This window comes from Myxococcus sp. CA005 (assembly GCF_006518205.1).
GTDB classification, from domain to species: Bacteria; Myxococcota; Myxococcia; order Myxococcales; family Myxococcaceae; genus Myxococcus; species Myxococcus xanthus.
The window spans coordinates 76,405-102,226 of record NZ_SRLV01000026.1 but is presented as its reverse complement, the minus strand read 5'-3'; the positions used below and the strand labels follow the sequence as shown (position 1 = coordinate 102,226).

21 protein-coding genes are annotated in these 25,822 nt (G+C 69.3%); 8 read left to right on the top strand and 13 right to left on the bottom strand.

Annotation, left to right across the window (positions count from 1 at the left end; genetic code table 11):
• Positions 1-54: 54 nt before the first annotated feature.
• Together FMQ63_RS14225 and FMQ63_RS14220 are read left to right on the top strand one after the other, a co-directional pair.
• On the top strand, positions 55-510 hold the full coding sequence (locus tag FMQ63_RS14225; RefSeq protein WP_011556152.1) for a hypothetical protein: 456 nt from the start codon (positions 55-57) through the stop codon (positions 508-510).
• Between the two features lie 120 nt (positions 511-630).
• Positions 631-1,578, top strand: a complete 948-nt coding sequence (locus tag FMQ63_RS14220; RefSeq protein WP_043612891.1) for a hypothetical protein — start codon at positions 631-633, stop codon at positions 1,576-1,578.
• 51 nt (positions 1,579-1,629) lie between these two features.
• On the opposite strand, the gene FMQ63_RS14215 is transcribed toward FMQ63_RS14220, so the two are convergent.
• Complete coding sequence (locus tag FMQ63_RS14215; RefSeq protein ID WP_225909519.1) at positions 1,630-2,433, bottom strand: AraC family transcriptional regulator; 804 nt, start codon at positions 2,431-2,433, stop codon at positions 1,630-1,632.
• A 138-nt stretch (positions 2,434-2,571) separates the two neighbouring features.
• Here FMQ63_RS14215 and FMQ63_RS14210 point away from each other — a divergent pair, with 138 nt between their 5' ends.
• Positions 2,572-4,812: a M9 family metallopeptidase gene (locus tag FMQ63_RS14210; RefSeq protein WP_011556149.1), complete on the top strand. Its 2,241-nt coding sequence runs from the start codon at positions 2,572-2,574 to the stop codon at positions 4,810-4,812.
• A 42-nt stretch (positions 4,813-4,854) separates the two neighbouring features.
• Here the strand turns inward: FMQ63_RS14210 and FMQ63_RS14205 are convergent, their stop codons facing one another.
• From FMQ63_RS14205 to FMQ63_RS14175, 7 genes are all read right to left on the bottom strand, one after another.
• Entirely contained in the window at positions 4,855-6,429 is a 1,575-nt protein-coding gene (locus FMQ63_RS14205; protein WP_011556148.1) for an aldehyde dehydrogenase (NADP(+)), read from the bottom strand.
• A gap of 70 nt (positions 6,430-6,499) precedes the next feature.
• Positions 6,500-7,390, bottom strand: a complete 891-nt coding sequence (locus FMQ63_RS14200) for a dihydrodipicolinate synthase family protein (protein ID WP_011556147.1) — start codon at positions 7,388-7,390, stop codon at positions 6,500-6,502.
• Positions 7,387-8,664 carry an FAD/NAD(P)-binding oxidoreductase gene (locus FMQ63_RS14195; protein WP_011556146.1) on the bottom strand — a complete coding sequence of 426 codons (1,278 nt, stop codon included), beginning with the start codon at positions 8,662-8,664 and terminating at the stop codon, positions 7,387-7,389. Before FMQ63_RS14195 ends, FMQ63_RS14200 begins: the two co-directional genes overlap by 4 nt.
• Positions 8,657-8,926 (bottom strand): (2Fe-2S)-binding protein, encoded by a 270-nt coding sequence (locus tag FMQ63_RS14190; RefSeq protein WP_011556145.1) that lies wholly within the window; start codon positions 8,924-8,926, stop codon positions 8,657-8,659. The genes FMQ63_RS14195 and FMQ63_RS14190 overlap by 8 nt, the downstream gene beginning before the upstream one ends.
• Positions 8,919-10,055, bottom strand: a complete 1,137-nt coding sequence (locus FMQ63_RS14185) for an FAD-binding oxidoreductase (RefSeq protein ID WP_011556144.1) — start codon at positions 10,053-10,055, stop codon at positions 8,919-8,921. The genes FMQ63_RS14190 and FMQ63_RS14185 overlap by 8 nt, the downstream gene beginning before the upstream one ends.
• A complete protein-coding gene (locus tag FMQ63_RS14180) occupies positions 10,052-10,987 on the bottom strand; it encodes a proline racemase family protein (protein ID WP_011556143.1) in 936 nt (311 codons plus the stop codon). The genes FMQ63_RS14185 and FMQ63_RS14180 overlap by 4 nt, the downstream gene beginning before the upstream one ends.
• A gap of 179 nt (positions 10,988-11,166) precedes the next feature.
• Positions 11,167-12,459: an AAA family ATPase gene (locus FMQ63_RS14175; protein WP_026114182.1), complete on the bottom strand. Its 1,293-nt coding sequence runs from the start codon at positions 12,457-12,459 to the stop codon at positions 11,167-11,169.
• 251 nt (positions 12,460-12,710) lie between these two features.
• Between FMQ63_RS14175 and FMQ63_RS14170 the strand changes: the two genes are divergently transcribed.
• Positions 12,711-13,535: a DUF2911 domain-containing protein gene (locus FMQ63_RS14170; protein ID WP_216608899.1), complete on the top strand. Its 825-nt coding sequence runs from the start codon at positions 12,711-12,713 to the stop codon at positions 13,533-13,535.
• 20 nt (positions 13,536-13,555) lie between these two features.
• Here FMQ63_RS14170 and bshA read toward each other — a convergent pair whose 3' ends face one another.
• From bshA to bshC, 3 genes are read right to left on the bottom strand one after another with little or no spacing between them, the layout of a single operon-like run.
• On the bottom strand, positions 13,556-14,719 hold the full coding sequence (gene bshA / locus FMQ63_RS14165; RefSeq protein ID WP_011556139.1) for an N-acetyl-alpha-D-glucosaminyl L-malate synthase BshA: 1,164 nt from the start codon (positions 14,717-14,719) through the stop codon (positions 13,556-13,558).
• Positions 14,716-15,522: a bacillithiol biosynthesis deacetylase BshB1 gene (gene bshB1, locus FMQ63_RS14160; protein WP_011556138.1), complete on the bottom strand. Its 807-nt coding sequence runs from the start codon at positions 15,520-15,522 to the stop codon at positions 14,716-14,718. The genes bshA and bshB1 overlap by 4 nt, the downstream gene beginning before the upstream one ends.
• A complete protein-coding gene (gene bshC, locus FMQ63_RS14155; RefSeq protein ID WP_011556137.1) occupies positions 15,519-17,192 on the bottom strand; it encodes a bacillithiol biosynthesis cysteine-adding enzyme BshC in 1,674 nt (557 codons plus the stop codon). The genes bshB1 and bshC overlap by 4 nt, the downstream gene beginning before the upstream one ends.
• A gap of 94 nt (positions 17,193-17,286) precedes the next feature.
• Between bshC and FMQ63_RS14150 the strand changes: the two genes are divergently transcribed.
• The 4 genes from FMQ63_RS14150 to FMQ63_RS14135 all read left to right on the top strand — a co-directional run bounded on the left by FMQ63_RS14150 (position 17,287) and on the right by FMQ63_RS14135 (position 22,783).
• Complete coding sequence (locus tag FMQ63_RS14150; protein ID WP_026114181.1) at positions 17,287-19,770, top strand: PIG-L family deacetylase; 2,484 nt, start codon at positions 17,287-17,289, stop codon at positions 19,768-19,770.
• On the top strand, positions 19,767-19,946 hold the full coding sequence (locus FMQ63_RS14145) for a hypothetical protein (RefSeq protein ID WP_011556135.1): 180 nt from the start codon (positions 19,767-19,769) through the stop codon (positions 19,944-19,946). Before FMQ63_RS14150 ends, FMQ63_RS14145 begins: the two co-directional genes overlap by 4 nt.
• Positions 19,943-21,655 carry a sodium:solute symporter gene (locus FMQ63_RS14140; RefSeq protein WP_011556134.1) on the top strand — a complete coding sequence of 571 codons (1,713 nt, stop codon included), beginning with the start codon at positions 19,943-19,945 and terminating at the stop codon, positions 21,653-21,655. Before FMQ63_RS14145 ends, FMQ63_RS14140 begins: the two co-directional genes overlap by 4 nt.
• A 93-nt stretch (positions 21,656-21,748) precedes the next feature.
• Complete coding sequence (locus FMQ63_RS14135; RefSeq protein WP_026114180.1) at positions 21,749-22,783, top strand: hypothetical protein; 1,035 nt, start codon at positions 21,749-21,751, stop codon at positions 22,781-22,783.
• A 1-nt stretch (position 22,784) separates the two neighbouring features.
• Here the strand turns inward: FMQ63_RS14135 and FMQ63_RS14130 are convergent, their stop codons facing one another.
• Both FMQ63_RS14130 and FMQ63_RS14125 read right to left on the bottom strand, forming a co-directional pair.
• Positions 22,785-24,935, bottom strand: a complete 2,151-nt coding sequence (locus tag FMQ63_RS14130; RefSeq protein WP_011556132.1) for a catalase — start codon at positions 24,933-24,935, stop codon at positions 22,785-22,787.
• 156 nt (positions 24,936-25,091) lie between these two features.
• Positions 25,092-25,751, bottom strand: a complete 660-nt coding sequence (locus tag FMQ63_RS14125; RefSeq protein WP_011556131.1) for an SRPBCC family protein — start codon at positions 25,749-25,751, stop codon at positions 25,092-25,094.
• Positions 25,752-25,822 lie beyond the last annotated feature (71 nt).

The window sequence follows — 25,822 nt, the reverse complement described above, 5'->3', positions numbered from 1 at the left end:
CCCTCATGGCGGCCCGCTGTTTCTTGCCCGGCGAGTCATCGCCACCTTGGCGACATGGGGGACCTCTTCCAGCTCTTCGCAGTCTCCGCCGTGGTGATGGGCGTGTCGCAGACGCTGTCCCGGGAGCGCATCTTCGCGCCGCTGCGCGCGCGGCTGGGGGGCAAGGACTCGTGGCTGGGCTACCTGGTGTCGTGCCCCTATTGCGTGTCGCACTACGTGGCCTTCGTCCTGGTGCCGCTCACGGGGACGAACGTCATTCGGGTGTCCGTGGGAGGCTGGCCCGGCTACGTGCTCAGTTGGGTGCTGTCCACGCTGCTCATCACGGTCATCTCGGCTTTCTTCCGGGTGGTGTTCTGGTTCGTGGATGAGACGCAGGGCCTGGTGAAGCGGCGTCAGCGGACGGAAGAGGAGGAGACGGCCACGATGCGCCTCCATCGCGAGCAGGCGGAGCAGACGCTGAACCACCATGACCCCGAAACGCGTGAGCCCTCACCGCCCGTGTCGCATTGACGCGGCATGTCGCGTGCCCTCCGTATGGATTGACACGCGCGAGGTGGGAGGACGCAACTTCCCTCTGGGAGCTTGAGAAGATGGGGAGAACACCCTTCCCCCACCGGGCAGGAGGCCCTCGTGAGCCCCATCGACCGCAGCCGCAGCGCCGTCACCCCTACGACTGTGAAGGCACCCACGGCGGCTCCGAAGAACTCCCTGGTGGGCGGGGTGGTGGATGCCATCAAGGGCGGCATCGCCGACGTGCCCCGCTTCATCGAGATGGGCAAGGACGTCTTCCAGGCCGCGCATGTGAATGAGCTGAAGCGCATCTTCGGCGGGGATGCGAAGCCGGACCGGATGAATGACGGGAAGTTCGTGGGGGCCAAGGGGCAGACGTTTCCGCCCGGCACGCCGCTGAAGGAGATCCCAGGCGTGACACCGTTGGACAACCCGAACCCGTCGAAGACGATTCTCTACGTCAACGGCATCATGACGCCGACGTCGGGGCAGTTGAGTGAGATGCAGGCCATCGCGGAGACGGCGGACGCGAAGGTGGTGGGCATCCACAACGCGACGCAGGGCCTGGTGGCGGACCTGGCGCAGTGTGTGGCGGACAAGCTGGACAAGGGCCACAACCCCGCGGTGGATGCACTGGCGGACACGCTCTACAGCGAGTTGAAGGCGGGCCGAGAGGTGCACCTCATGGGCTACAGCCAGGGCGGCCTCATCACCGCGCGGGCGCTGGATGACGTGGCGAAGCGGCTGCGCATCGAGGATGGCATGTCCCAGGCGCAGGTGGAGAAGACGCTGGGCAAGCTGAGCGTGGAAACGTTTGGCGCGGCGTCCACGCGGTATGTGGATGGGCCCAAGTATGTGCACTACGTCAACAACGCGGACCCGGTGCCCACGCTCACGGGCCTGGGCGGGAGCGTGGACCCGACGGCCTTCCTGAAGGACGCGGGCAAGGGCGCGGTGGTGCACCGGTTCACGGATGGGAATGCCAACCCCATCAGCAACCACATGCTGGATACGCTGTACATGAAGCACCGCGTGGACTTCGACCAGGCTCGGGCGGGGCGGTTCTAAGCGGGTTGCTGTGGCTACACCGGCGTGAACTTCACGCCAGGTGGCCTGGCTTCAGCGAGCCTGCTTGCCCCGTGGCGCTCCCGGCACGGACGTGGCGACGACGAGCTGCCGGTACTGTCGCGGGCTCAACCCCGTCACCTGCTTGAACTGGCGAGACAGGGCGCTCTGGTCACAGAAACCCACCGCCAGGGCGATGGCGGCGATGGGCTGCGCATCCTCCACCAGCCGCTCCGCCGCTGCGTCGATGCGCGTCTTCATGATGAACTGCCCGGCTGAGAGCTGGAAGATGCGCTGCATCCGCCGCTCGAACTGCGCCGCGGACATCCCCGCCCGCCGCGCCAGCGAGTCGATGCGCAGCCGCTCCCCATAGTTCGCCTGGATGTAATCGATGGTCCCCGCGAAGCGCTCGTCCACCAGCCCCGCGCGCCCCGGCTCGTGCACGTCCTTGGACAGACACGCCAGCCCCATCACCTCGCCCGTGGCATCGAACAGCGGAACCTTGCTCGTCAGACACCAGCCCGGCTTGCGGTTGTTGAACAACGTCAGGTCCAGGTTGTCCACGAGCGCGCGTCCCGTCTGGAACACCTTCTCGTCCTGTCGCACGTACCGGTCCGCCATGTGCTGGGGAAACAGCTCGTGCGCCGTGTGCCCCACCGCCGCCGCCTTGCTCTTCAGGCCACAGCGCTCCGCGCATGCCTCGCTCATGCACACGTAGCGCCCCCGGATGTCCTTCACCGAGAAGACGATGTCCGGCACCCGGTCGAACAGCTCCTCCGCGAACAGCGGATTCGCCACCCGCCCCATGAAGCCCATCCGCCAGTGCTCCAAGGTTTCACGCGTCTTGGTGGTTTCCATTCGTCCCCACATGGGAAAGACACAAGAATGTCACACGTGCTCATGAATACCTTGAACACCGCGTGAAACCCACGTCGGTGTCACTCGAAACGGACGACACCGTGCGGCAAGCCCCCCCCATTCGAGGAGCACGAAGCCATGCGCAGTCCAATCGCTGATTGGTGTCGCTGTCACATCGTCCTCGCCATCTGTTGTCTCGCCCTGTTCGCACCTGGAGCGGAGGCGCGCCCCGGAGGTCCTCTCCCGGTCGAGCCTGCTCAGCGCGTCCATGGACTGGAGCACGCGCACCAACGCATCCAACCCGACGAGCGGCAGCCGGATGTCCCCCCGCAGCAGTTACGTCAGGCCCTCACCCCACCGGCATCGAAGCGCCTTCTGCTGGCGTGTGACACGGCGGCCTTCGGGTCCGCCACCGGCACGGCGCTCGTCACGCTGGTGAAGGGCTCCACGACGGAGTGCATCAACACGCTGTTCAGCGTCACGGGCACGCTCGCCCGGCAGGTGTTCATCGAGAGCAAGATGGTCACCATCGCCAACGCGCTCACCTCCAGCGCGCAAGGCTATGGGGGCAACAACAACGGCCAGACGCTCCAGCTCATCATGTTCCTGCGCGCGGGGTACTACGTGCAGTACTACGCCCCGGACGTCGTGGGCAGCTACGGCACGGCGTTGGCCAACGCCATCCGCCCGGCCCTGGCCGCCTTCGTGGCCAACAGCCACTTCCGGGACGTCAACGACGACCACGGCGCGGTGCTGCAGGAGTTCGTCACGCTCATCGACAGCGCGGGGGAGAACGCGCGGCACCTGGGCACCTTCAAGGGCCTGCTGGACCGCTTCAACGACACCACCCAGGCCTTCTGGTACATGCGCAGCGCCACCAACAACGTGTTCGTCGGACTGTTCCGAGGCCACTACAACGACGACTTCGTGGCGGCCGTGCAGCAGGACCCGTCCATCATCGACTCGCTGGACTCCTTCGGCCTGCGCACCGAGCACCTGCTGGGCACGGACAACCAGTACCTCTCCGTCAACGCGGCCCGCGAGCTGTCCCGCTTCCTCCAGTACGCGGGGACGCTGCAGACGAAGACGCGCCCCAAGGTGAAGGCGCTCATCACCAGCCACTCGATGACGGGCCCCACCGCGGGCGTCTGGGTGGGCGCTGCGGAGATGGCCGACTTCTACGACGGCGCCAACTGCGCGTACTACGGCATCTGCGACTTCCGGCGGACGCTGGAGCAGGCGGTGCTCCGCGTGACGCACAACTGCGGCGCCACGCTGCGCATGCGCGCCCAGGAGATGACGGCCACGCAGCTCGCGCAGAGCTGCGACCAGCTCGCAACGCAGGAGTCCTACTTCCACGACAAGCTGAAGACGGGCCGCCTGCCCGTCGCCAGTGACAACAACACGTCGCTGGAGATGGTCATCTTCGACAGCAGCCTGGACTACCAGACGTATGCCGGCGCGCTGTTCGGCATCGACACGAACAACGGCGGCATGTACCTGGAGGGAGACCCGGCGGCGTCCGGCAATCAGGCCCGCTTCATCGCCTACGAGGCGGAGTGGGTTCGGCCCGCGTTCGAAATCTGGAACCTGCGCCACGAGTACGTCCACTACCTGGATGGCCGCTTCAACATGAAGGGCGGCTTCGGTGACAGCATCAGCCAGCCCACCATCTGGTGGATTGAAGGGCTGGGGGAGTACGTCTCCAAGAAGGACGACAACGCGTCCGCGGTGGAGCTGGGCACCAGCAAGCGCTTCCAGCTCAGCCAGATTCTGCGCAACGACTACAACAGTGGCACCGAGCGCGTGTACTACTGGGGCTACCTCGCGGTGCGCTTCATGTTCGAGCGCCACCCGGCGCAGGTGGACACCTTCGTCAGCCAGTTCCGCGCGGGGAACTACACCGGGTATCGCACGTCGCTGGACAGCCTGGGCTCGGCGAACGACGCGGAGTTCCACCAGTGGATTGACTGCGTCTCCACCGCGACCGACCCGAGCACCTGCGCGAATCCGGACCCGGGCCCGGGGCCTGGCACCGGCACGCAGTGCACGGGCGCGGACACCCGGATGCTGGACAACGGCTGCTACCGGGGCCCGCTGGCTGGCAACGACATCCAGTACTTCTACCTCTGGGTGCCCGCCGGCGCGCGCAACCTGCGCTTCCAGATGAGCGGCGGCACGGGCAACGCGGACCTCTACGTCCGCGCCAATCAGTGGCCGTCGACGACGGCGTATGACTACCGGCCGTATCTGGCCGGCAACGACGAGGTGGTGGACATCCCCTCGCCGCTGACCGGCGTCTACTACTACGCCATGGTGAGGGCCCGCGCGGCGTTCGCGGGCGTGAAGCTGGAGGCCCGCTTCGACACTGCGCCGTGAAGCCCGGGAGTGACTCCCGGGTGAAGACAGGGCACCTGGGAGTCACTCCTGCTTCAGTGCCCCCTCCACCGTTCGCCACAGGTTCAGGGGATTCGCATCGCGCAGCTCCGGCGGGAGCAGCGCGTCCGGCACATCTTGGTAGCACACCGGCCGCACGAAGCGGCGGATGGCGCCCGTGCCCACGGCGGTGAAGCGGCCATCCGAACTGGCCGGAAAGGGACCGCCATGCACCATGGCCGGGCAGACCTCCACGCCCGTGGGGACACCATTCATCAGCACGCGCCCCACGCGGTCCGACAGCGTGGGGAGCAGCTCGGCGGCCAGCGCCGTGTCTCCCGCGTCCATCATCACCGTCGCGGTGAGCTGGCCTTCCAGCCTGGAGGCCACGCGCACCAGCTCCGCCGCGTCACGCGCCACCGTCAGCACCGCGCAGCTTCCGAACACCTCTTCCGTGAGCGCGCTCTCGGCGAGCACCACGCGGGCCTCCGCCTCGAACAGCGCGGCGGCGCCCAGCGCGGCCCTCGACTCACCCCGTGCACAGGTCCGCGTGTCCGTGCGAGCGGCGAGACGGCTCACGCCCTCGCGAAAGCGCTCGGCGATGGCGGGCGTCAACATGGGCGCGGCCGAGGCGGCCCCCAGCTTCTCCGCGAGCCGCGCGCGGAAGGCCTCGTACCCCGGGCCCTCCACCGCCACGAGCAGGCCAGGCGAGGTGCAGAACTGGCCCGCGCCCTGGAGGATGGACGTGGCCAGCGCGTCCGCCATCGCCTGGGGACGGGCGGCCAGCGCCTCCGGCAGGAGGAAGATGGGGTTGATGGAGCCCATCTCCGCGAAGACGGGAATGGGGACAGGCCGTGCGGCGGCCAGCGCCATCAGCGCGCGTCCTCCGCCACGCGAGCCCGTGAAGCCGACGGCGCGGATGGCGGGGTGACTCACGAGCGAGGCGCCCACCTCCGTGCCCGCGTCGAACAGGAGCGAGAACACGCCTTCGTGCAGCCCACACGCCGCCACGGCCGCGCGGATGGCCAGGCCCGCGCGCTCTGACGTCGCGGGGTGCGCGGGATGGGCCTTGGCGACGACGGGACAGCCCGCGGCCAGCGCGGACGCGGTGTCACCTCCGGCGACGGAGAACGCGAGCGGGAAGTTGCTCGCGCCGAACACGGCCACCGGCCCCACGGGGCGCAGCAGGGAGCGCAGGTCCGGACGCGGCAAGGGACGGCGTTCGGGCAAGGCACGGTCGATGCGCGCATCCACCCAACTGCCTTCCGCCAGCAGCCGGGCGTACTGACGGAACTGTCCGGCCGCGCGGCCCAGCTCTCCCTGGATGCGCGCGGGGGGAAGTCCGGTCTCCTTTGGTGTCACGGCGAGGAAGTCCGCCTCCGCCGCGAGGAGCGCCTCGGCGACGTGCTCCAGGAACACGGCGCGCTGACGCGAGGGCAGCGCCGCGAGCGTGGGGGCGGCCTGCTCCGCGAGCACGCAGGCCCGCTCCACCTCCTGGGGCCGCGCGCCGTGGAAGCGAGGCTCGAGCGCCACGCCCTCCGCGGGATTCCATCCGGTGAACGTCGGCCCACCGGGCTCGCCGCGTTCGGCGCCAATCAAGGACAGTCCCATCCAGCTCATTCAGCGACCTCACTCCGGGAGGGGCCCATCGCCCCTCCAGCTTCGCTACAGGACACTTCGCGACGGGGCACTACAACGCGGGCCGGTTCGCCAGGGCCTCGCGCAGCACGCGCAGGCACTCCTCGCGCTCGGCACCCGCCAGCTCCAGCCGAGGCCCACGCACCCGCTCGTGGCCCCAGCCGACTTCCTGCTGGACCAGCTTGATGAGCTGGATGAACTTGGTGACGGTGTCCAGGCGCAAGAGCGGCAGGAACCAGCGGTACAGCTCGAACGCGGCCTGCTTCTTTCCGGCGAGGGCCAGCTCGAACAGTCGCACGGACTCGGCGGGGAACGCATTGACCAGCCCCGCCACCCAGAAGCGCGCGCCCGCGTCCACGCCCTCGACGAGGCAGTCGTCCACGCCCACGCCCACGGCCAGCCGGTCTCCCAGGAGGGCGCGGATGGCGGTGACGCGACGGGCGTCGGTGGAGGACTCCTTCACGGCGACCGCGTTGTCATGCTCGGCGGCCAGCTCCGCGAGATGGGCGGGGGTGAAGTCCGTCTTGTAGGCGACGGGGTTGTTGTAGAGCAGGCACGGCAGCTTCGTGGCGCGCAGGACGGCGGAGATGTGGGCCTTCATCTCGCGCCAGTCGCTGGAATAGACATACGGGGGCAACACCATCAGCCCGGCGCAGCCCGCCTCCTCCGCGGCGCGAGCCAGCTGCACGGCCTCCGCCGTGGACAGGGCGGCGATGCCCGGGATGACGGGCACCTTCACCGCGTCCACGCACGTGCGCATCACCGCGGCCTTCTCCTCCTGGCTCAGCGTCGCGCCCTCGCCCAGTGAGCCGCAGGGGATGATGCCAGTGCATCCCTGCGACACCAGCCAGCGCACGTGTGAGCGCACCGTGCCGTGGTCGACGGACAGGTCCGTGTTGAAGGGGGTGGTGATGGCGGGGAGGACACCAGTCCAGAGGTTCATGACTCTCTCGTGTGGGTAGAGGAAACGTCCGAGGGAAGGCGCAGGCTGCCGATGCGCGCGGGAAGACATGGTGGGCGCACGTCCTCGCCCGACCAGCCGAAGAGGGTTTGCGCCGCCGTGCCGCAGGTGCGGCCCTGACAGGCGCCCATGCCCAGGCGGGCGTACAGCCGGGCCTCTCGCAGGTTCTGACAGCCCTCCAGCGCGGACAGGGGCACGTCCTCGCAGCGGCACAGCAGGGTGTCGGGCGTGGCCAGTCGTCGCAGCTCCGCGCGTGGCGCGTCATGCCGCGCGAGCTGGGCGGCGAACGCGCGGACGCGATGCCAGGTGCGCTCCAGCTCGACGGGGATGGGTTGCTCGGCGGCGACGAGTCCGGCCAGCTCTCCGGTGACGAGCGCCTGGTCCATGCCGCCGATGCCGAGCAGCTCGCCCACGGCGTGGACCTTGGGGACGCGCGTCTCCATGCGCTCGTTCACGACCACCGTGCCGGCCGAGGTCTCACAGCCCAGCAGCCGGGCCACTTCCAGATTGGGCACGAGCCCGTAGGCCGCGCCCAGGTAGTCGCACCGCAACTGTTCCTCGCGACCGCGCACGGACAGGCGGACCGACTCCACCCGGCCCTCGCCTTCGGCGGCGATGACCCAAGCGTCCGTGGACGTGGGCACGCGGATGAGCGCCGCGGACATCAAGGCGCCTTGGAGCAGCTTGGTCGGGTGTCGCCAGAGCTGGAGGGCGAAGCCCCAGTGACTCTCGGCGGAGGCCTGCTCGGCGATGTAGAGGACCTCGCCACCGTGGGCGTGAATCGTCGCGGCGGCGGCGAGCAACAGCGGGCCCGTGCCGGCGAGCACCACGCGCTTGCCGCGAATGGGGAGGCCATCCTTGATGAGCACCTGGAGGCCGCTGACGCCCAGCACGCCCGGGAGTGTCCAACCGGGGAACGGGAGGAAGCGCTCGCGCGCGCCAGTGGCGAGCACCGCGCGGCTGTAGCGCACCGCGAACGAGGAGGAGCCCTCTTCGACCAGGAGCACTCCCGGCTCGGGCGCGGCAACGACGCGGGCGCCTGGACGGAAGCGAGCGCCCGACGCCGCGAAGCGGGTGAGCCACCGACGCGCGAGGCGATTCGCGCCCTTTCGGGCCTCGCCTCTCCAGACCTGACCACCGGGCTCGGGCTGGGTGTCGAGGACGAGCACCTCCAGCCCCGCCTCGGCCGCGCGGCAAGCGGCAGCGAGTCCGCCAGGTCCGGCGCCGACGACCACGAGGTCACAGGCCTCACGCATCGGTCACCACCTCCTGGTCCTCACGGCACGGTGTCAGACACATGAGGACCTCGGGCACACCATCGATGGTGGCTCGGCACTCGAAGCAGACACCCATTCCGCAGAGGGGCCCGCGGGGGCGCCCGCTCAAGTCGGCGCGACTGACGAAGCTGTCCGTCATCGCCAGCGCAGCCGCGACCGACGTTCCCGCCGGCACCGTGACAGCACGGCCATTGATGCGCAGGGTGACGCGCGTGGTGGCCTTCGACGTGGGCTCACGCATGAGCGAGCTCCCGAGAGGACACCGTCAGGAAGCGCGCGGGTGAATACGGACGCGCATCGATGGCGCTGGTGTGCCCGAGCAGTTGGTCCGCCACCAGTCGCGCGCTGCCCGTGGCGGTGGTGATACCGAGCCCCTCATGGCCACAAGCCAGCCAGAGCCACGGCTTCTCCGGATGAGGCCCCAGCAAGGGCAGACCATCGGGTGTCGCCGGACGCAGCCCTGTCCAGACGCGCAGCGCCTGCAAGCCATCGAGCCCCGGAAGGAACATGGCCGCGCGCTTCAGCATGCGCTCCAGGAGCGCCGCGTCCACTTCGCGCGTCGCATCGCCCGGCTGTCGCGACGAGCCCAGCAAAAGTTGCCCCGTGACACGCGGCTGGGCATTGAAAGCCACGGAAGCGCCGTCCGTGCCGTGCGCGCTCTTGAGGTAGCCCAACTCCACCAGTTGGTGATGCACCACGGGAGCCCCGCGCCGGGTGATGAGCAGGTGTCCCTTGCGCGGAGAGATGGGCAACCCAGGGCAGAGCGCGGGACTAGCCACGCCCGCCGCGAGCACGATGTGCCGTGCCGTCAATACCTCCCCATGGGAGAGCACGACGCTTCCCGGGCGCAACTCCCGAACCGGACTCCCCGTCATCAGCCGCGCACCCCGAGCCTGGGCACGCAGCGCGAAGGTCCGCGCGGCGAGCGGTGGATACAGCACGGCATCATCCACGACACGCAGCGCCCCCACGAGTCCCGGAGCAAGCGCGGGCTCGGCCTCATGGAGCGCCGCGCTGTCGAGCACCTCGGCACGGACCCCCGCGGCGCGGTAGTTGGCCACCTTCGCGGAGACAGCGGCCATCTCCTCGTCATCGGCGGCGAGCCAGAGGGTGCCACACGCGTCGTACTCCACCGCGCGAGGCAATCCATCCGCGAGCTCACGCCACAGCGACACGGACCACGACGTCAGCGCGAGCTCCGCCGCGTTGTCATCCATTGCGACCAGGTGGCCCATGCCGCACGCCGTCGTCCCCGCACCGATGGACCGCGCCTCGACGAGCGCCACCGACACGCCGTCGGCACTGAGCACATCCGCGAGCGCCGCGCCGACGATGCCACCGCCGACGATGACGCAGTCGAAGGCGCTCATCCGATGCCCCAGGCAAAGGGGTCCGTCGGGTCCACCAGCAACGTGGCCTCCGCGTTGACGGACGCGGTGCCGGTGATGGTGGGCAGGATGCGCGCACCGTCACGGACGTAGCGCGCCTCGAAGCGACTGCCGAGGATGCTCTCCTGCACCCACGTCGCGCCTTCCGCGAGCACACCCTCGGCGGCCAGGCACGCGACCTTCGCGCTCGTCCCGGTGCCACATGGCGAGCGGTCATAGGCCAGCCCTGGACAGAGCACGAAGTTGCGAGCATCCACCCCCGGCGTCGGAGAGGGGGCGTACAGCTCGACGTGGTCGATCTCCGCGCCGCCCTCACCGGTGATGCCCTGGTCCGAGAGCGCCTGCTTGATGGCGGAGGTGTACGCCAGGAGCGCGGGAGTCCGCGACAGCTCCAGCGGCAGGTGCGTGGCGCGGGAGAGGAAGAACCAGTTGCCGCCCCAGGCGATGTCGCCGCGCACCTCGCCATGTCCCGGCACGGACACCGCTACGTCATGCGCCCACCGGTAGCTCGGCACATTGGCGATGCTGACGCGCCCATCCGGATGCAGCGTGGCCTTCACCACGCCAACGGGAGTCTCCAGCGAGTGGACGCCAGGACCGATGCGCCCCAGGTACTCCAGCGTCTTCACCACGCCAATGGTCCCGTGGCCGCACATCCCGAGATAGCCGACGTTGTTGAAGAAGATGATGCCGGCGACGCTCGACGCACTGACAGGCGGACACAGCAGCGCGCCCACCATGACGTCGGACCCACGGGGCTCGCAGACGATGGCCTTGCGAAAGGCGTCGAACTTCTCGCGGAAGCGCTCGCGCAGGCTCGCCAGGTCGCCCGTTCCCAGCTCCGGGCCTCCGTCCGTCACCACGCGCGTGGGCTCTCCCCCGGTATGACTGTCGATGACACGAATGCGCCGCATGCGAGCCGTTCCCGCTACCCGGGCCTCCCATGCGCCACCCTAGGAGTCCCGAGGCGCTGTTTCTTGGGAGATTCGACCGCACTCGCGAGGCAATCACGCAAATGCGCCAGCGAGCAGTCGCCCTCGGGGACACCCGCCAGTGACACGCGCGCCCGCGGGGAGGTGCCGATGGTTGGGGCTCACCACAGGCCCTGCTGGCGCAGCAGCTCCGCCAGCGGGTGTGCGCCCAGCCCGTGCGCGTCGAAGAGCCGGCCCGCGACCTCGTGTGTGGGATTCTTCCACGCGATGCGCTCCGGTCCGTCCTCTCGCGTGTTGCCACACAGCAGGAGCGACGCCCTCAGTGCCTCGGCGGACGGAAACAGCGTGTGCTCGAAGAGGAGCGGATTCTGGCTGGTGAGAAATACCTGCCGTGCCCCCAGCTCTCGCATGCTCGCTTCCACCCAGCGCGGATGCAGCCCATTGCCCAGCTCGTCCGCGATGGCGAAGTCCTCGTTCACGTCCAGGTAATAGAGCAGTGACAGCAGCCGCTTCTGCCCGAAGCCCAACGCCTCGTGCGTCAGGACCCGGCCATCGCGCCGCGTGAACTCGAAGCCAAAGCCCCCAAAGCCCACGCGCCCGCCGTTCTCGAACGACCGCTTCTCCAGCACCTCCACGCGGAAGCGGCCCGCCTCAAAGCCCGCCAGCGCCACGAACTTCGCCAGGAAGCTGCCTTCGCGCGCGTCGTGCGTCAGCTCCAGCACGTCCGTAACGGCTGGCTGCTCCATCTGCTCACGCAGCCACCCCGGCATCCACGTGGGCAGCGCCATCAACCCCAGCGGGAACACTTCGCCGTCCCGCACCTCCATGGCGTAGCGGATGGCGCCGATGCGTTCAAACATCCCCAGCGCTTCATCGAAGCGCTGGGGCGCCAGCAGGAACGTGCGGCGCAGCAGCTCCTTGAGCCGCTCCTTCATCCCCGCGTCGATGTACTGCGCCGTCATGAACAGCAGGGTCCACACCGACCGGTCCAGCAGCGACCAGTGCATGCTCCGCGACCACACGGCCTCGCCGTCCACCTTGCAGTCCATGCCCGCCGCGTCCGCACGCATCACCAACCGGGCCGACGGCGAATGGAGCTGCACGTCCACTTCGATGCGCGGGTGCAGCGAGGAGTCCAGCGCGGGCGTGCGCAGCGGCATCAGCGCGGAGCCCTTTCTCGGCGGTGCCTCCGTGTCCGGCGCCGGCGCGTTCTCCTCGTTCCGGACGAAGACGTGCAGCTTCATGCCCGGAAACGCCAGGTCGTACTCCAGCGCGAACGGCTCGTGGATGCGGCCGGAGAAGTCCGAGCCGAGCACCGTGGAGATGAGCTCCAGCAGCGTCGTCCTGCCGGTGCCGTTCTCCCCCAGCACCAGATTGTACGACGGGCTGAACACCAGGGAGGTGCCAGGGACGACGTTCCGGTAGTGATGGACCTCGAGCCGCGTGAGCTTCATGGGCCTCCTCGGCGCGCAGCATGGCCAGTGTGGACGCGCGGGGGAATCGCGCAATGTCACGGAATGTCCACCTCCTTTCGTGTGTAGGGGGCGCCCGAGCCCCTCCCTGGCAGGTCGCCGCATGACGCGGTGCAGGCCAAGGTGGAACGTGAGGTGGAGCGAGACCTCGTCTATACACTCCGCCGGCTCTGCGACCCTTCCGGGTCGGAAAGGACGAAGTGAGGACGATGAAGAACCAGCTTCTCAGCTGTATGGCCTCCGCGCTCATGACCCTGTCGGCGATGCCCGCGCTGGCTCAGCTCAAACTGCCGGCCTCCAGCCCCGCCGCGAAGGTGACGCAGGAGGTGGGCGTCTCCGAGATTTCCGTCGAATATTCCAGCCCCGCGGTGAAGGGCCGGAAGGTCTGGGGCGAGCTGGTCCCCAATGACAAGGCCTGGCGCAGCGGCGCCAACTCGGCGACGAAGATTACCTTCAGCCACCCTGTCACCTTCGGCGGCAAGGCCGTTCCGGCGGGCTCCTACGCCATCGTCAGCCTGCCCTCGCAGAAGGGTTGGAAGGTGATGCTGAACACGGACCTGGGCCTGTGGCGGGGCGGCGCGCCCTACGACACCTCCAAGGACGTGGCCTCGGTGAGCGCCACCACCACGGAGATTCCGTCGCGTGAGCGCCTGACGTACCTCTTCACCGACACCACGGACAACAGCACGCGGCTGGACCTGGAGTGGGAGAAGCTGCGCGTCTCCGTCCCCATCACGGTGGACACGGCGGCCATCGCGAAGGCCAACATCGAGGACGCGCAGAAGGGCATTGCCGGCATGCACGTGAGCGCCGCCTCCTACGTGGCGGAGGCCACCAAGGACTACGCCGCCGCGCTGAAGCACGCCGACGCGGCCGTGGCCGCCAACGGCACCTGGTACAACCACTGGGTTCGCGCGGGCGTCCTGTCGCAGATGGGCAAGTACAGCGAGGCCCGCAAGGCCGCGCAGACCGCGTGGGACCTGGGGCAGAAGGACAAGAACTTCTTCTACCGTGACCAGGTCTCCAAGGCGCTGGCGGAGTGGAAGAACAAGAAGTAGCCAGCCGCTCCCGGGGCTCCTCAGCGACGGAGGGGCCCCGTCAGGAGCCGGCGGTAGAGCGCCTCGTAGCGGTCGATGGCGGGTTCCTTCTGGAAGCGTTCCAGGACCTGTGCCCGCGCGCGGTGTGAGAAGCCCTGCCAACGCTCCGCGTCCTCGACCAATGTGAGCACGTGCCGGGCCATGGCCGGGACGTCACCCAGCGGCGCCAGGAAGCCCGTCTCCCCATGCGTGACGAGCTCCGGGATTCCGCCCAGGTCGCTGGCCACCACGGGAATGCCGCAGCTGAGCGCTTCCAGCGCGGCGAGCCCGAAGCTCTCCTGCTCGCTGGGGAGCAGGAAGACGTCGGAGGCGGCGACCAGTTCCTCGAAGCGGTCCTGCTTGCCGAGGAACGCGACGCGGCCCTCCAGGCCCATCTCCCGCAGCATCCGCTCCGCGGGCGAGCGCTCCGGACCGTCTCCCACCATCACCAAGCGGCAGGGACGGTGACGGTGGACCTCGGTGAAGATGGCGACCACGTCGGTGATGCGCTTCACCGGCCGGAAGTTGGAGACGTGGATGAGCACCGGCTCGTGGTCACGCAGGGCGGGGAAGAGCGCGCGCAGGCAGGCGCGGTCTCGCACCGGGGCATAGCGGGCGGTGTCCACGAAGTTGGCGATGACGTCGATGGGGACGCTCTCGGGAATGTCGAAGCCCCGCCACGTCGCGCGGCGCAGGTAGGCCGACGGCACCGTCACCGCGTCGCTTCGCGTGATGGAGAAGCGCGTAATCGGCAGGTAGCTGGGGTCGATTCCCACCAGCGTGGTGTCCGTCCCGTGCAGCGTGGTGACGACTCGCGGCGCCTTGTGGCCCAGCACCTCGCGCGCCATCCACGCGGCGGTGGCGTGGGGCACCGCGTAGTGGACGTGCAGGATGTCCAGGCGCTCGTAGCTGGCGACCTCGATCATCTTGGAGGCCAGCGCGATGGGATAGGTGCCGGACTGCTGGAGCGCCGGGTAGTCGCTCTCCGTCACCTCGTGGAAGACGACTTTCCGGTTCGCGCCATGGAGGCGTACCGGCAGGTCCCGAGCAATGAAGTGGACGCGGTGGCCCCGGTCCGCCATCGCAAGGCCAATCTCCGTGGCGACCATGCCGCTGCCACCGAAGGTTGGAAAGCAGGTGATGGCCACGTTGAGCGGGGCGTTCATGTGCGTGACGGGAAGAACAGGGGCTTGGCGAAGCTATTCCTGCGAAAATGGTCGAGCGGGTCGGCCAGTCCCAACGCCTCGCGGAGGATGTAGGGCTCGCCGTGGGTGACGCCAATCTGCGCGCCATGGAAGCGATCCCTGGCTTCCAGCGAGGACACCGACAGCGGTGAGCCCACCAGCGTGGGCGGGGCGTCCGGACGGGGCAGTACCTGGCTGGCATAGCAGTGCACCGCCGCCAGCTTGCGCTCATAGACGGCGGAGACGTCGACGATGACGCTGGGCTCGGTCAGGTGCCGCATCGGGTAGTAGAGGACCTGCCGCGGCGTGAAGGGCTCCGCGGCGGGCTCCGCGTCGAACTTGCGCACGCCCGCGAAGAAGAGGGCGCGCGTCACCAGCGCACTGGCGGCCTCGTGGTCCGGGTGGCGCTCCTGCTCCCAGGGCACGACGACCAGCTCCGGACGCAGGCGGCGCAGCGCTTCCACCACGCGGGCCACGGCGGCGGTGCGGGCGCGCTCGGGCTCGGGCGTGTCGAAGCCCGCCCACGGATTGAGCCAGCCGTCGGGCAGCTCCAGGTTCTCCCGGTGGGCCAGCCCCAGCGCGCGGGTGGCGGCTTCCGTCTCCTCCGCGCGGGACTGGAGCGTGCCGCGCGAGCTCTTCTCGCCGCGCGTCAGGTCGACGATGCCGGTGCGGTAGCCACGGGCGGCCATGCTCGCCAGCAGCCCGCCGCAGAACAGCTCCACGTCATCCGGGTGGGGGCCAAAGGCGAGGACGTCGATGCCGTAGGCGGTGCCGTTCGCGCTCATGGCGTCAGGTCCTTCGAGTCACCGGAGAAGGGGACACACGCGTCCAGCACCCTCTTCGTGAACGCACGCGTCCCGATGCGGCAGGCGAAGTAGGGCAGCCCGAGGATTCGCTCCTGGGGCGCGTCCTCCGGGAAGAGGAAGGTGCGCAGGCGGTCCACCTGTTCGGCCGCGGTGGCATCACGCCGGGCGAGCGCGCGGCGGTAACGGCCCGTCAGCCGGGACACCGCGACACGCACCGTGCCCTGGGTGCGGCGCAGCGCGTCCTGGAGGTTCGCGTCCACCGCCGACACCTGCCCGGCGACGCGCTCCAGCTCGGAGGCGAATGCGCCGAAGAGGCGGGCCTCCAGGGCTTCGGGTGTCTCCAGCGACTCCGGGGCATCACGCGTGGCCAGCCGCGTGAGCAGCGCGTCGCGCGGCACGTTCACCTCATCCGGCTGGAGCCCCACCTTGCCCAGCCACCGTCGCGCGCGGTCATCGAGCACGCGGAAGCGGGCCCGGGGAATGGCGAGTGGCATCGGACGTCCCGCGTGCGCGTAGAGCGGTGCCAGTTGCGCGAAGTAGGCCAGCTCGCCCGGGCCGCCGACATACGCGGCCGTGGGGAGCCAGGTGTCCTGGAGGAGGGGGCGCAGCAGCGCGGACGTGGTGAAGCGCAGCGGCTCTCGCTCCAGGGCGGCATGCAGCGCGTCCTGGGTGATGGCGCTGCTTTCCGGGTGACCCACCAGACTCCAGGCGTCCGCTTCCGCCGGGTCCAGCCGGTAGCGAGGGCCATCGAGTGCATCGGGTGAGAAGAAGCTGAGCGGCGAGCCCGGACGGACATGGACCTGCACCGTGTAGCCCGCGCGGGTGAGCGCCTCCGCTCGGGCCGCGAGCACCGAGGAGAGTGCCCCCGCTTCCTGGAGGGCGAAGCGGTGCACGGGCGCGGCGAGGGGCGCCAGTCGTGCGTCTCTCGGGTCGAGGAAGACGAGTCCCTCGTCGGCGAAGAGAGAGGACAGGACGTCGGTGAAGGCTCCCGCGAGCGTGGCTTCAGGGCGGTAAGCCCGCTCCAGCAGGGAGAGGAATTCCTCCGCATGGGGTTCTGCTTCCAGCTCGGCGCGGAGGGTGGCCAGGGCGGGGAGGACGCTCGGTCCAAGGTGGCGGTGGGCGATGGGCGCTCGAGACGTTGCTGCATCCGGAAGCTCGAGCGCCAGGCGACAGGGCCCTCCGCCCGGACGTGGGATGACACAGTGGTCAATCTCAGGGAGGTCGTGGTCCTCCGTCTGGAGCCAGAAGACGGGAACACAGGGCCGGCCAGTTTCTTCCTGAAGCGCGCGCGCCGTGACGATGGCGGATGCGGCTTTGTAGAGCGTGTACAGCGGCCCCAGGAAGAGGCCCATCTGCTGCCCCGTCACCACCGCCACGGTGCCAGGCTTCGCGAGCAGCGCGAGGTTGCGCTCCCGCGCGGGGCTGGGCGCGAGGCGCGCGTTCTGCGCGCCGAGGACGTCCAGCAACGCGGGCGACACCGCGCGCGACGCGGCGGCGGCCACGGCCCGGGCGCGCGCTTCACGGTGTCGATAGTCGTCGGGAAGGAAGGAGAGCGCGGACGCATCTCCGCGAAGCCACGCGGTCGAGAACGGGGACGTCACGGCATGCCGTGATAACAGGTCGCGGCGGGCGCGCCACCGGAAGTGCACGCTTGCACGTCATGTGCGGCCGTGACGGCGTGTGTCATCCCGGGGCGAACGCGAGCCGCGCGCAGGGGAGAGGCTTGTTATAGGGTCCGCCCGAATGCGGAACCTGCTTCTCGGAATGACGCTGGCCATGAGCCTTGGAATCGGGTCGAAGGCGTTGGCGCAGCCTCCTCGGCAGCTCCATGCGGGTGAAATCGCGGCGGGTCTGAAGCGGCTCGGTGTGACGGGCAGTGTCCTCTATGTCGCGGCCCACCCGGACGACGAGAACACGCGCTTGCTCGCGTGGCTGGTGGGAGAGCGCGGCCTGCGCGCGGGTTACCTGTCCGTGACGCGCGGCGATGGTGGGCAGAACCTCATCGGCACCGAGCAGGACGCCCTGTTAGGGCTCATCCGCACGCACGAGTTGCTCGCCGCGCGGAGCGTGGACGGCGCGGAGCAGTTCTTCACGCGGGCGCGGGACTTCGGCTACTCGAAGAGCGCGGAAGAGGCGCTGCGCATCTGGGGACATGAAGAGGTGCTGGCGGACGTGGTGCTCGCCATCCGCCGCTTCCAGCCAGACGTCATCATCACCCGCTTCACCACGGAGCCGCCAAACCACGGCCACCACACGGCCTCCGCGCAGCTCGCGGCGGAGGCCTTCATCGCCGCCGCCGACCCGAAGCGCTTCCCCGAGCAACTCTCCGAGGTGAAGCCATGGAAGGCGGACCGCCTGCTGCAGAACGCCTCCCAATGGTGGTTCAAACCCGATGAGGACCTGTCCCGCTACGTGAAGCTGGAGGTGGGCGGCTACGACGCGCTGCTCGGGCGTTCATGGGGCGAGGTGTCCGCGGAGAGCCGCAGCCAGCACAAGAGCCAGGGCTTCGGCCAGGCCGTGGACCGAGGCCCCAGCACGGAGTACTTCACGCCGCTGGCGGGGACGCTGCCGAAGCGCGACGTGTTCGAGGGGCTCGACTTCTCCTGGAGTCGTTGGAAGGGCTCCGAGGCCGTGTCCCGCGCGGTGGCCGCCGCGACGAAGGCGTTCGATGCGCGCGCCCCCCACCGCTCCCTTCCCGCGCTCGTCCGCGTCCACGAGGCGCTGACCGCGCTGCCGGACACCCATCCGTGGAAGGCGCCCAAGCTGCGGGAGACGGAGGCGCTCATCGCCGCCTGCGCGGGTCTGTTCCTGGAGGTGCGTGCCGCCGCGCCCACGGGCATCCCGGGGTTGCCCGTGGCGTTGGACGTGGTGGCGCTGAACCGCTCGCCCGCCGCTGTCGAGTGGGTGGGGCTGACGCTGCCAGGCGAGAAACCCGAGGCCGTGGGGAAGGCGCTGGGGGCGAACGTGCCGTTGAAGCTGTCGCGCACGGTGACGCTGCCGACGACGGCGCCCATCTCCACGCCCTACTGGCTCCGCGAGCCCGTCACGGGAGGGCTCTACACGCTGGAGGGCGAGGACCGCGCGCTCACCGGCCAGCCAGAGGGCGTTCCCGCGCTGTCGGTGGCGTTCGAATACAAGGTCGCGGGCCGGCGCTTCCGCGCGGTGCGTCCGGTGGTCTACGTCTGGACGGACCCGGTGCGCGGCGAGCTCTACCGTGACTTCGAGGTCGTCCCGCCCGTCACCGCCACGCTGGCGCAGGACGTGCTCATGTTCCCCAACAGCGAGTCCCGTGCCGTGCCGGTGGTGCTGGCCGCGGGGATGGACCAGGTGCTGGGCATTGTGCGAATGGTGGCGCCGCCCGGCTGGCGCGTGGAGCCCTCGGCGGTCGCGTTCAAGTTCGAGGCGCGCGGAGACGAGCACACCATCACCTTCCAGGTGACGCCGCCTCAGGGCTCGACGCGGAAGGGTGACCTCTCCGTGAATGTCGACATGGGGGACCGCGCCTGGTCCTGGCGTGCCCGTTCCGTGTCCTATCCCCACATCCCGCCGCTGACGGTGCGCCAGCCCTCCACGGCTACGGTGGTGCCGTTCTCCCTGGCCACGAAGGGCAAGCGCATCGGCTACATCCCCGGGCCGGGCGACCGCGTCGCGGAGAGCCTGAGCGCGGTGGGCTACGAGGTGACGCTGCTCCCGGAGGAGCGGCTGGCCCAGGAGAAGCTGGAGCGCTTCGACGCCATCCTCGTGGGCGTGCGCGCCTTCAACGCCAACACGCACCTCGCCGTCCACCGGGAGCGGCTGCTCCAGTACGTGGAAGGCGGCGGCCGGTTGGTGGTGCAGTACAACACCAACAGCCGCGTGGGGCCGCTCACGTCCTTCGTAGGCCCCTATCCGCTGGAGATTGGCCGCGACCGGGTGACGGATGAGACGGCGGTGATGACACCGCTCCGCGCTGATGAGCCGCTGCTGCGCGCGCCCAATGCGCTGACCGCCGCGGACTTCGAGGGCTGGGTGCAGGAGCGCGGCCTCTACTTCGCGTCGTCATGGGACGCTCGCTACCAGCCCGTGTTCGCCATGCACGATGCTGGCGAGGCACCGCTTCAGGGCGCGTTGCTGGTCGCTCGCCATGGCAAGGGCACGTTCATCTACACGGGCCTCGCTTTCTTCCGTCAGCTTCCCGCCGGCGTTCCCGGCGCCTACCGCCTGTTGGCCAACATCCTCTCTCAATGAGCACTGCCCCCCATCTGAATCCGAGTGAGCCTTCCGCCGAGGTCCCCGCGCCCCGGCCCGAGCTCGATGACGCGCCGCCGCTGCTGGGCTCGTGGCGCAACATCTACATCCTGGTGCTGGGCACCTTCGTCCTGTTCCTCGCCCTGGGCTGGGTGCTCACGGAGGTGTATTCGTGACGGGGCTCGACTGGATGGTGCTTGGTGGCACCATCGCGTTCATCGTGGCGTGGGGCCTCTGGAAGTCCCGAGGGACGGCCACCAGCGACGAGTACCTGCGCGGCGGCCGCGAGCTGAAGTGGCCCACCATCGGCCTGGCGGTGATGGCCACACAGGCCAGCGCCATCACGTTCCTCTCCGTCCCCGGGCAGGCCTACGAGGACGGGATGCGCTTCGTGCAGTTCTACTTCGGACTGCCGATCGCGATGATCATCATCAGCGCCGTCTTCGTGCCCATCTACTACCGGCTGAATGTCATCACGGCCTATGAGTACCTGGAGTCACGCTTCGACCTGAAGACGCGGCTGTTGGGCGCCTTCCTCTTCCTCATCCAGCGTGGACTCGCGGCTGGCATCACCATCTACGCGCCCGCCATCATCCTCTCCGCCATTCTCGGCTGGCCGCTGGAGCCCACCGTCATCGTCATGGGCGCGGTGGTCATCCTCTACACGGTGACGGGCGGGGCCAAGGCGGTGAGCCAGACGCAGAAGCAGCAGATGGTGGTGATGATGGGCGGCATGGTGGTGGCCGCCATCGTCATCGTCTGGCGGCTGCCGGAGCACGTGTCGTTCGGCAAGGCGGTGGACGTCGCGGGTGCCTTCGGCCGGATGAACGTGGTCAGCTTCGACTTCGACATGCAGGACCGCTACAACTTCTGGTCCGGCATCACCGGAGGACTGTTCCTGTCCCTGTCGTACTTCGGCACGGACCAGTCGCAGGTGGGCCGCTATCTCTCCGGCCGCTCCATCTCCGAGAGCCGGCTGGGGCTGCTCTTCAACGGCGTGCTGAAAATCCCGATGCAGTTCCTCATCCTCTTCGTCGGGATTCTCGTCTTCGCCTTCTACCAGTTCAACACGCCGCCGCTGCTCTTCAACGAGGCGCTGCGCACCCGCGTGCAGGGCACGGCCCAGGCGGCCGAGTACGCCGCGCTGGAGTCGAAGTGGGAGCAGGTCCAGTCCGGCAAGCGCGCGGAAGTGGAGCGCTACCTGTCGGCCGTCGATTCAGGCGACGTGGCGGCAGGGGCGGCGTCGCGGGCGCTGCTTCAGGGCCGCGCGGAGGAGGCGAGCGCCGTCCGCAAGGAGGCCAAGGACCTGGTGTCCCGCGCGCTGCCGGGCGCGGAGACGAAGGACTCCGACTACATCTTCATCTCCTTCGTGAAGCGCTGGCTGCCCAGCGGCCTGTTCGGCCTGCTCATCGCCGTCATCCTCTCCGCGGCCATGAGCTCCATCGCCAGCGAGCTGACGGCCCTGGGCACGACGACGACGGTGGACTTCTACCGGCGGGTCTTCCAGCGCAACGCTTCTGACCGGCACGTGCTGGTGGCGTCGAAGCTGTTCACTGTGTTCTGGGGCGTCGTCGCGGTGGGCTTCGCGACCTTCGCGTCGCTCTTGGACAACCTCATCCAGGCGGTGAACATCCTGGGCTCCATCTTCTACGGCACGGTGCTGGGCATCTTCCTGGTGGCCTTCTTCGTGAAACACGTGCGCGGCCATGCCGTGTTCGCGGCGGCCGTCATCTCCCAGGCGACGGTGATTGCCCTCTTCTTCCTCTCCGACGTGGGCTACCTCTGGTTCAACGTCATCGGCTGCGCGCTGGTGGTGGCGCTGAGCCTGGTGATGCAGGCCGTCCTGCCGCGCGGCGAGACGCCGGCCCCGGCGCCGGGGGCCTGAGTCCGCGGCATCCAGGGCGGTGAAGGCTGGGAGGCGTCCGTGAAGGGGCGCCGGCCCGGCCTTGAAGTATGCTCGCCTGGGAGAGGGACGGACATGTCTGACGGGAAGAGGCGGCCCGGTCGCCCGGGGCGTTCCGAGGAGCCACGCATCGCCCCGGAAGAGGACGAGGACGCGACGCGGGACATTCCGCTCTTCACGCGCCCGGAGGAGACGCGCATGGGGCCCGTGGAGCCCCGCTTCGAGGAAACGCGCATGGGCCCCGTGGAGTCCTTCTCCCACGAGGAGGACCTGCCCCCCTTGGAGCCTCCCGCGCTGGAGACGCGGATGGGGCCCGTCCCGGACGCGAGGCCCGCCCGGGCGGGGCGCTCACGCAGTGCCGCCAGGAGCGCGCGGACCGAGCCTCCAGCGCCGCCTGCCGAAGTCCACACGGAGGTCATGCCTCAGAAACCTCCCAGGCCGCGCGGAGGCCCGGAGGCGAAGGCCCCGAGCGCCCCCGAGAAGCGCGCCAGCCCGCCGAAGGCCAGTGCGTCCCCCGCCAGCGTGGGCGTGGTGCGGCTGAGTCCGCTGGAGCCCCTGGGCGCGAAGGTGGTGGCCGCGGAAGAGGCTCCAGCGCTGCGGACGATGTTCGCGAACCACTCGGCGCTGCTGGCCGAGCAGCTCCGCGACGCGCTGTCGACGAAGATGTATGGCCGCGGCCCTCACCGGGTGCTGCGCATCGACGAGCCGGAAGGGCCCAGTACCGCGGGCGGGAAGTTGGCGCGGCAGGCCATCTCCCTGGTGCCTCGCAAGGGCGCGGGGACCTCGCTGACGTGTGGCTGGGTGGACGTGTCCAAGCGTGAGGCCCAGCTCCGCAACTTCGAGGCGGTGGCGAAGCGGTACGCGCTTCACCACGGCGAGCCGCTGGAGATGCAGGCCGAGGAGTATGAGCGCTTCCTCACCGACGTCGAGGCCGTGCTCACCCAGGCCGTCATCAAGGTCCGCGTCATCGTCCCCGAGGAAGCGGGCGCGGTGCGCGTCGCGAGCCCTTCCGCCTCCGCGAAGGGCGTCCCGCCCGTCTGGGCGGGACTGCTGGCCGTGTTGGCCTTCGTGCTGGGCCTGCTCGCGGGGCGGATGGGCTCAGGCGGCTGAGCTACGCCGGGGGCGGGGCCTCACGCTCCCAGTGGCGGCGGGCGATGGACTCGGTGAAGAGCTGGCCGAAGCCCTTCGTCTCCACCTTCGCGCTGCGGACGACGCCGCGCGTGGCGTCCAGGCCCTTGCTCGGCGGCGCCTCCAGGTCGCGCACGCCCGCGGCGTCCAGCAGGGTGTTGGCGTCCGCGGAGAGCGCCAGCGCCTTGCAGTGCACGTAGGCCTCGCGCACGAAGTCCACCGCCAGCGGCACGCGCAGCAGGGCCGCGACGCTCTTCTCTCCACCGGGCACGTAGACGGCGTCGTACATGACGGAAGACGCCGTGGAGAAGGTCCGCAGGGGCCGCTCCTCCCGGCCTTCCTGGCTCGTCACCGGGCTCAGCGTGGGGCCCACCAGCTCCAGCGTCGCGCCGCGCTCCTCCAGCACCTTGCGCACGCCGTCCAGCTCCTTGCCGGCGAACCCGTCCGATACCAGGGCCGCGATCTTCCGCGTCCGGATGGAGTCATGCGGCGAGTTCTCCATGCTCAGCGCCGGGGACACTTCCACCGAGGGTGCCGCCTTCTTGCCCGCGGCCTTGGACGGCTTGGGGGGCCTGGTCGCTTTCGGCGGCGTGACGCCCACGGCGCGCGCCACGCGCACGGCCAGCTCCGGGTCAACGTTCACCAGAATCTGGTTCACCACGCGCTCGCGAATCTCCACGCGCTCCACCTTGCCAACCTCGAACTCGAGCGCGGCCACGAGGTGCTCCTGCTCCGGCCTCGACAGGCTCTTGTAGAAGAGGGTGGCCTGGCTGAAGTGGTCGCTGAAGCTGCCGCTGCGCGCGCGAATCTTGTGGCCCTCCACGCGCTCCTGGGTGTGGCGAAAGGCGCTCGCGGGGTTCGCCAGCACCGGGCAGCCGCCGCCCAGGGAGTTGGGGTGGTAGTTGGCGCGCGACGTGGGAATGGTCTGCCGCCCGAAGCCGTCCTGCTGGTGGTTGGTGACGGGGCACACCGGCTTGTTGATGGGCAGCTCCGCGAAGTTGGGCCCGCCCAGCCGCGTGAGCTGCGTGTCCAGGTACGAGAAGAGCCGCGCCTGCATCAGCGGGTCATTGGTGAAGTCGATGCCGGGGACGACGTTGGCCACGCAGAAGGCCACCTGCTCCGTCTCCGCGAAGAAGTTGTCCGGGTTGCGGTTGAGCGTCAGCTTGCCCACGCGCTGCACCGGCGCCAGCTCCTCGGGGAGCAGCTTGGTGGCGTCCAGCAGGTCGAAGCCGTACTTGAGCTCGTCGCCTTCGGGGATGATTTGCAGCCCCAGCTCGTACTCGGGGAAGTCACCGCGCTCGATGGACTCCCAGAGGTCGCGGCGGTGGAAGTCCGGGTCCTTGCCGGACAGCTTCTGGGCCTCGTCCCACACGAGCGAGTGGTTGCCCAGTAGCGGCTTCCAGTGGAACTTGACCAGGTTCGCCTTGCCGGCCGCGTTGACCAGCCGGAAGGTGTGGACGCCGAAGCCCTCCATCATCCGGAAGCTGCGCGGAATGGCGCGGTCGGACATCAGCCACATGATCATGTGCGTCGTCTCGGGGACGAGCGAGACGAAGTCCCAGAGCGAGTCATGCGCCGAGGATGCCTGGGGGATTTCGTTGTGCGGCTCGGGTTTGACCGCGTGGACGAAGTCCGGGAACTTGATGCCGTCCTGGATGAAGAAGACGGGCATGTTGTTGCCCACCAGGTCGAAGTTGCCTTCCTCCGTATAGAACTTGGTGGCGAAGCCGCGCACGTCACGCACGGTGTCCGCCGAGCCACGTGAGCCGCCCACGGTGGAGAAGCGCACGAACACCGGCGTGCGCAGGGATGGGTCGGTGAGGAAGCGGGCCTGGGTGTACTTCTCCAGCGACTTGTAGACCTGGAAGTAACCGTGGGCGCCCGCGCCCCGCGCGTGGACGGCGCGCTCCGGGATGCGCTCGTGGTCGAAGCGCATCATCTTCTCCCGGAAGTGGAAGTCCTCCAGGAGCGTGGGGCCGCGGATGCCGGCCTTCAGCGAGTTGTCCGTGTCCGAGATGGGAATGCCCTGGTCCGTGGTGAGGACCTTCCCCACCGCATGCATCCGGTGGGGTTCGAGGCTTTCGCTCTTGAGCGTGGTGGGCCGGGTCTTCGCCGAGGGCTTGCGCAGTTTCATGGGAGCCTGTCGCCAACGAGAGAGGTGAAGGCGCCGTCTACGCTGGCCGCGTCCACCCTGAGGCGATGAGGCTTGGGGGGACGTCGGCGAGTCGGCACTCGCGCGCGTGGCAGTGTCCACCACCGCGCGCTCGGACCTCGTGGCGTCAGGCGTGCATCACGGCACGGCGGGCGCGGCCACGGCGGGAGCACCTTCCCCGGCCGGGGCAGCAGCAGCGGCGGCCTCGGTCTCCGCGCGAGCCTTCTCCTCCGCTACGCGCGCGGCCTCAGCCTCCGCGCGCTTCTTCGCGTCGGCCACGGCGACGTCCTTCATGGTCGCCAGGCCCTTCTCGAAGTCCTTCCCAATCATGGCCTCCATGTCCATGAGCAGGCTCATCGCCTTGCTCATGAAGTTGTTCTCGCCGGACATGGCCCAGACGACCTGGGTGCCGCCCTCGGCGGCGCTGAAGGCGAAGGTGGAGGTGTTGGTGGCGGCGAAGGGCTTGATGAACTCGAGCTTGATGGTGACCTGCTCGTTGGCCTTGCTTTCGGTGATGGTCATCCGGCCCTCACCGACCTGGTCATTGCCCACCCAGGCGTAGCCCGCGCCCGTGCCTGACTCCGGGCCCGAGTAGGTGCGCTGCTGCTGCGGGTCCAGACCGTCCCAGGGGGACCAATCCGTCCAGCGACGGAAGTCATTCACCAGCGCGAAGGCGATGTCCGCGGACACGGGGAGCACCGCGGCGCGCTGATAGGTGAACGTGTCCGGACGGCTGACGACGAAGCCGACGAACAGCAGGATGACGGCGGCGAGGCCGACGAGAATCTTCTTGAGCATGGGGAGTGGGTCCTCAGGAGGCGGCCTGGGATGGCCGCGCTCCTGGCGCGCGTCTTAGAGCGTGTCCGGCG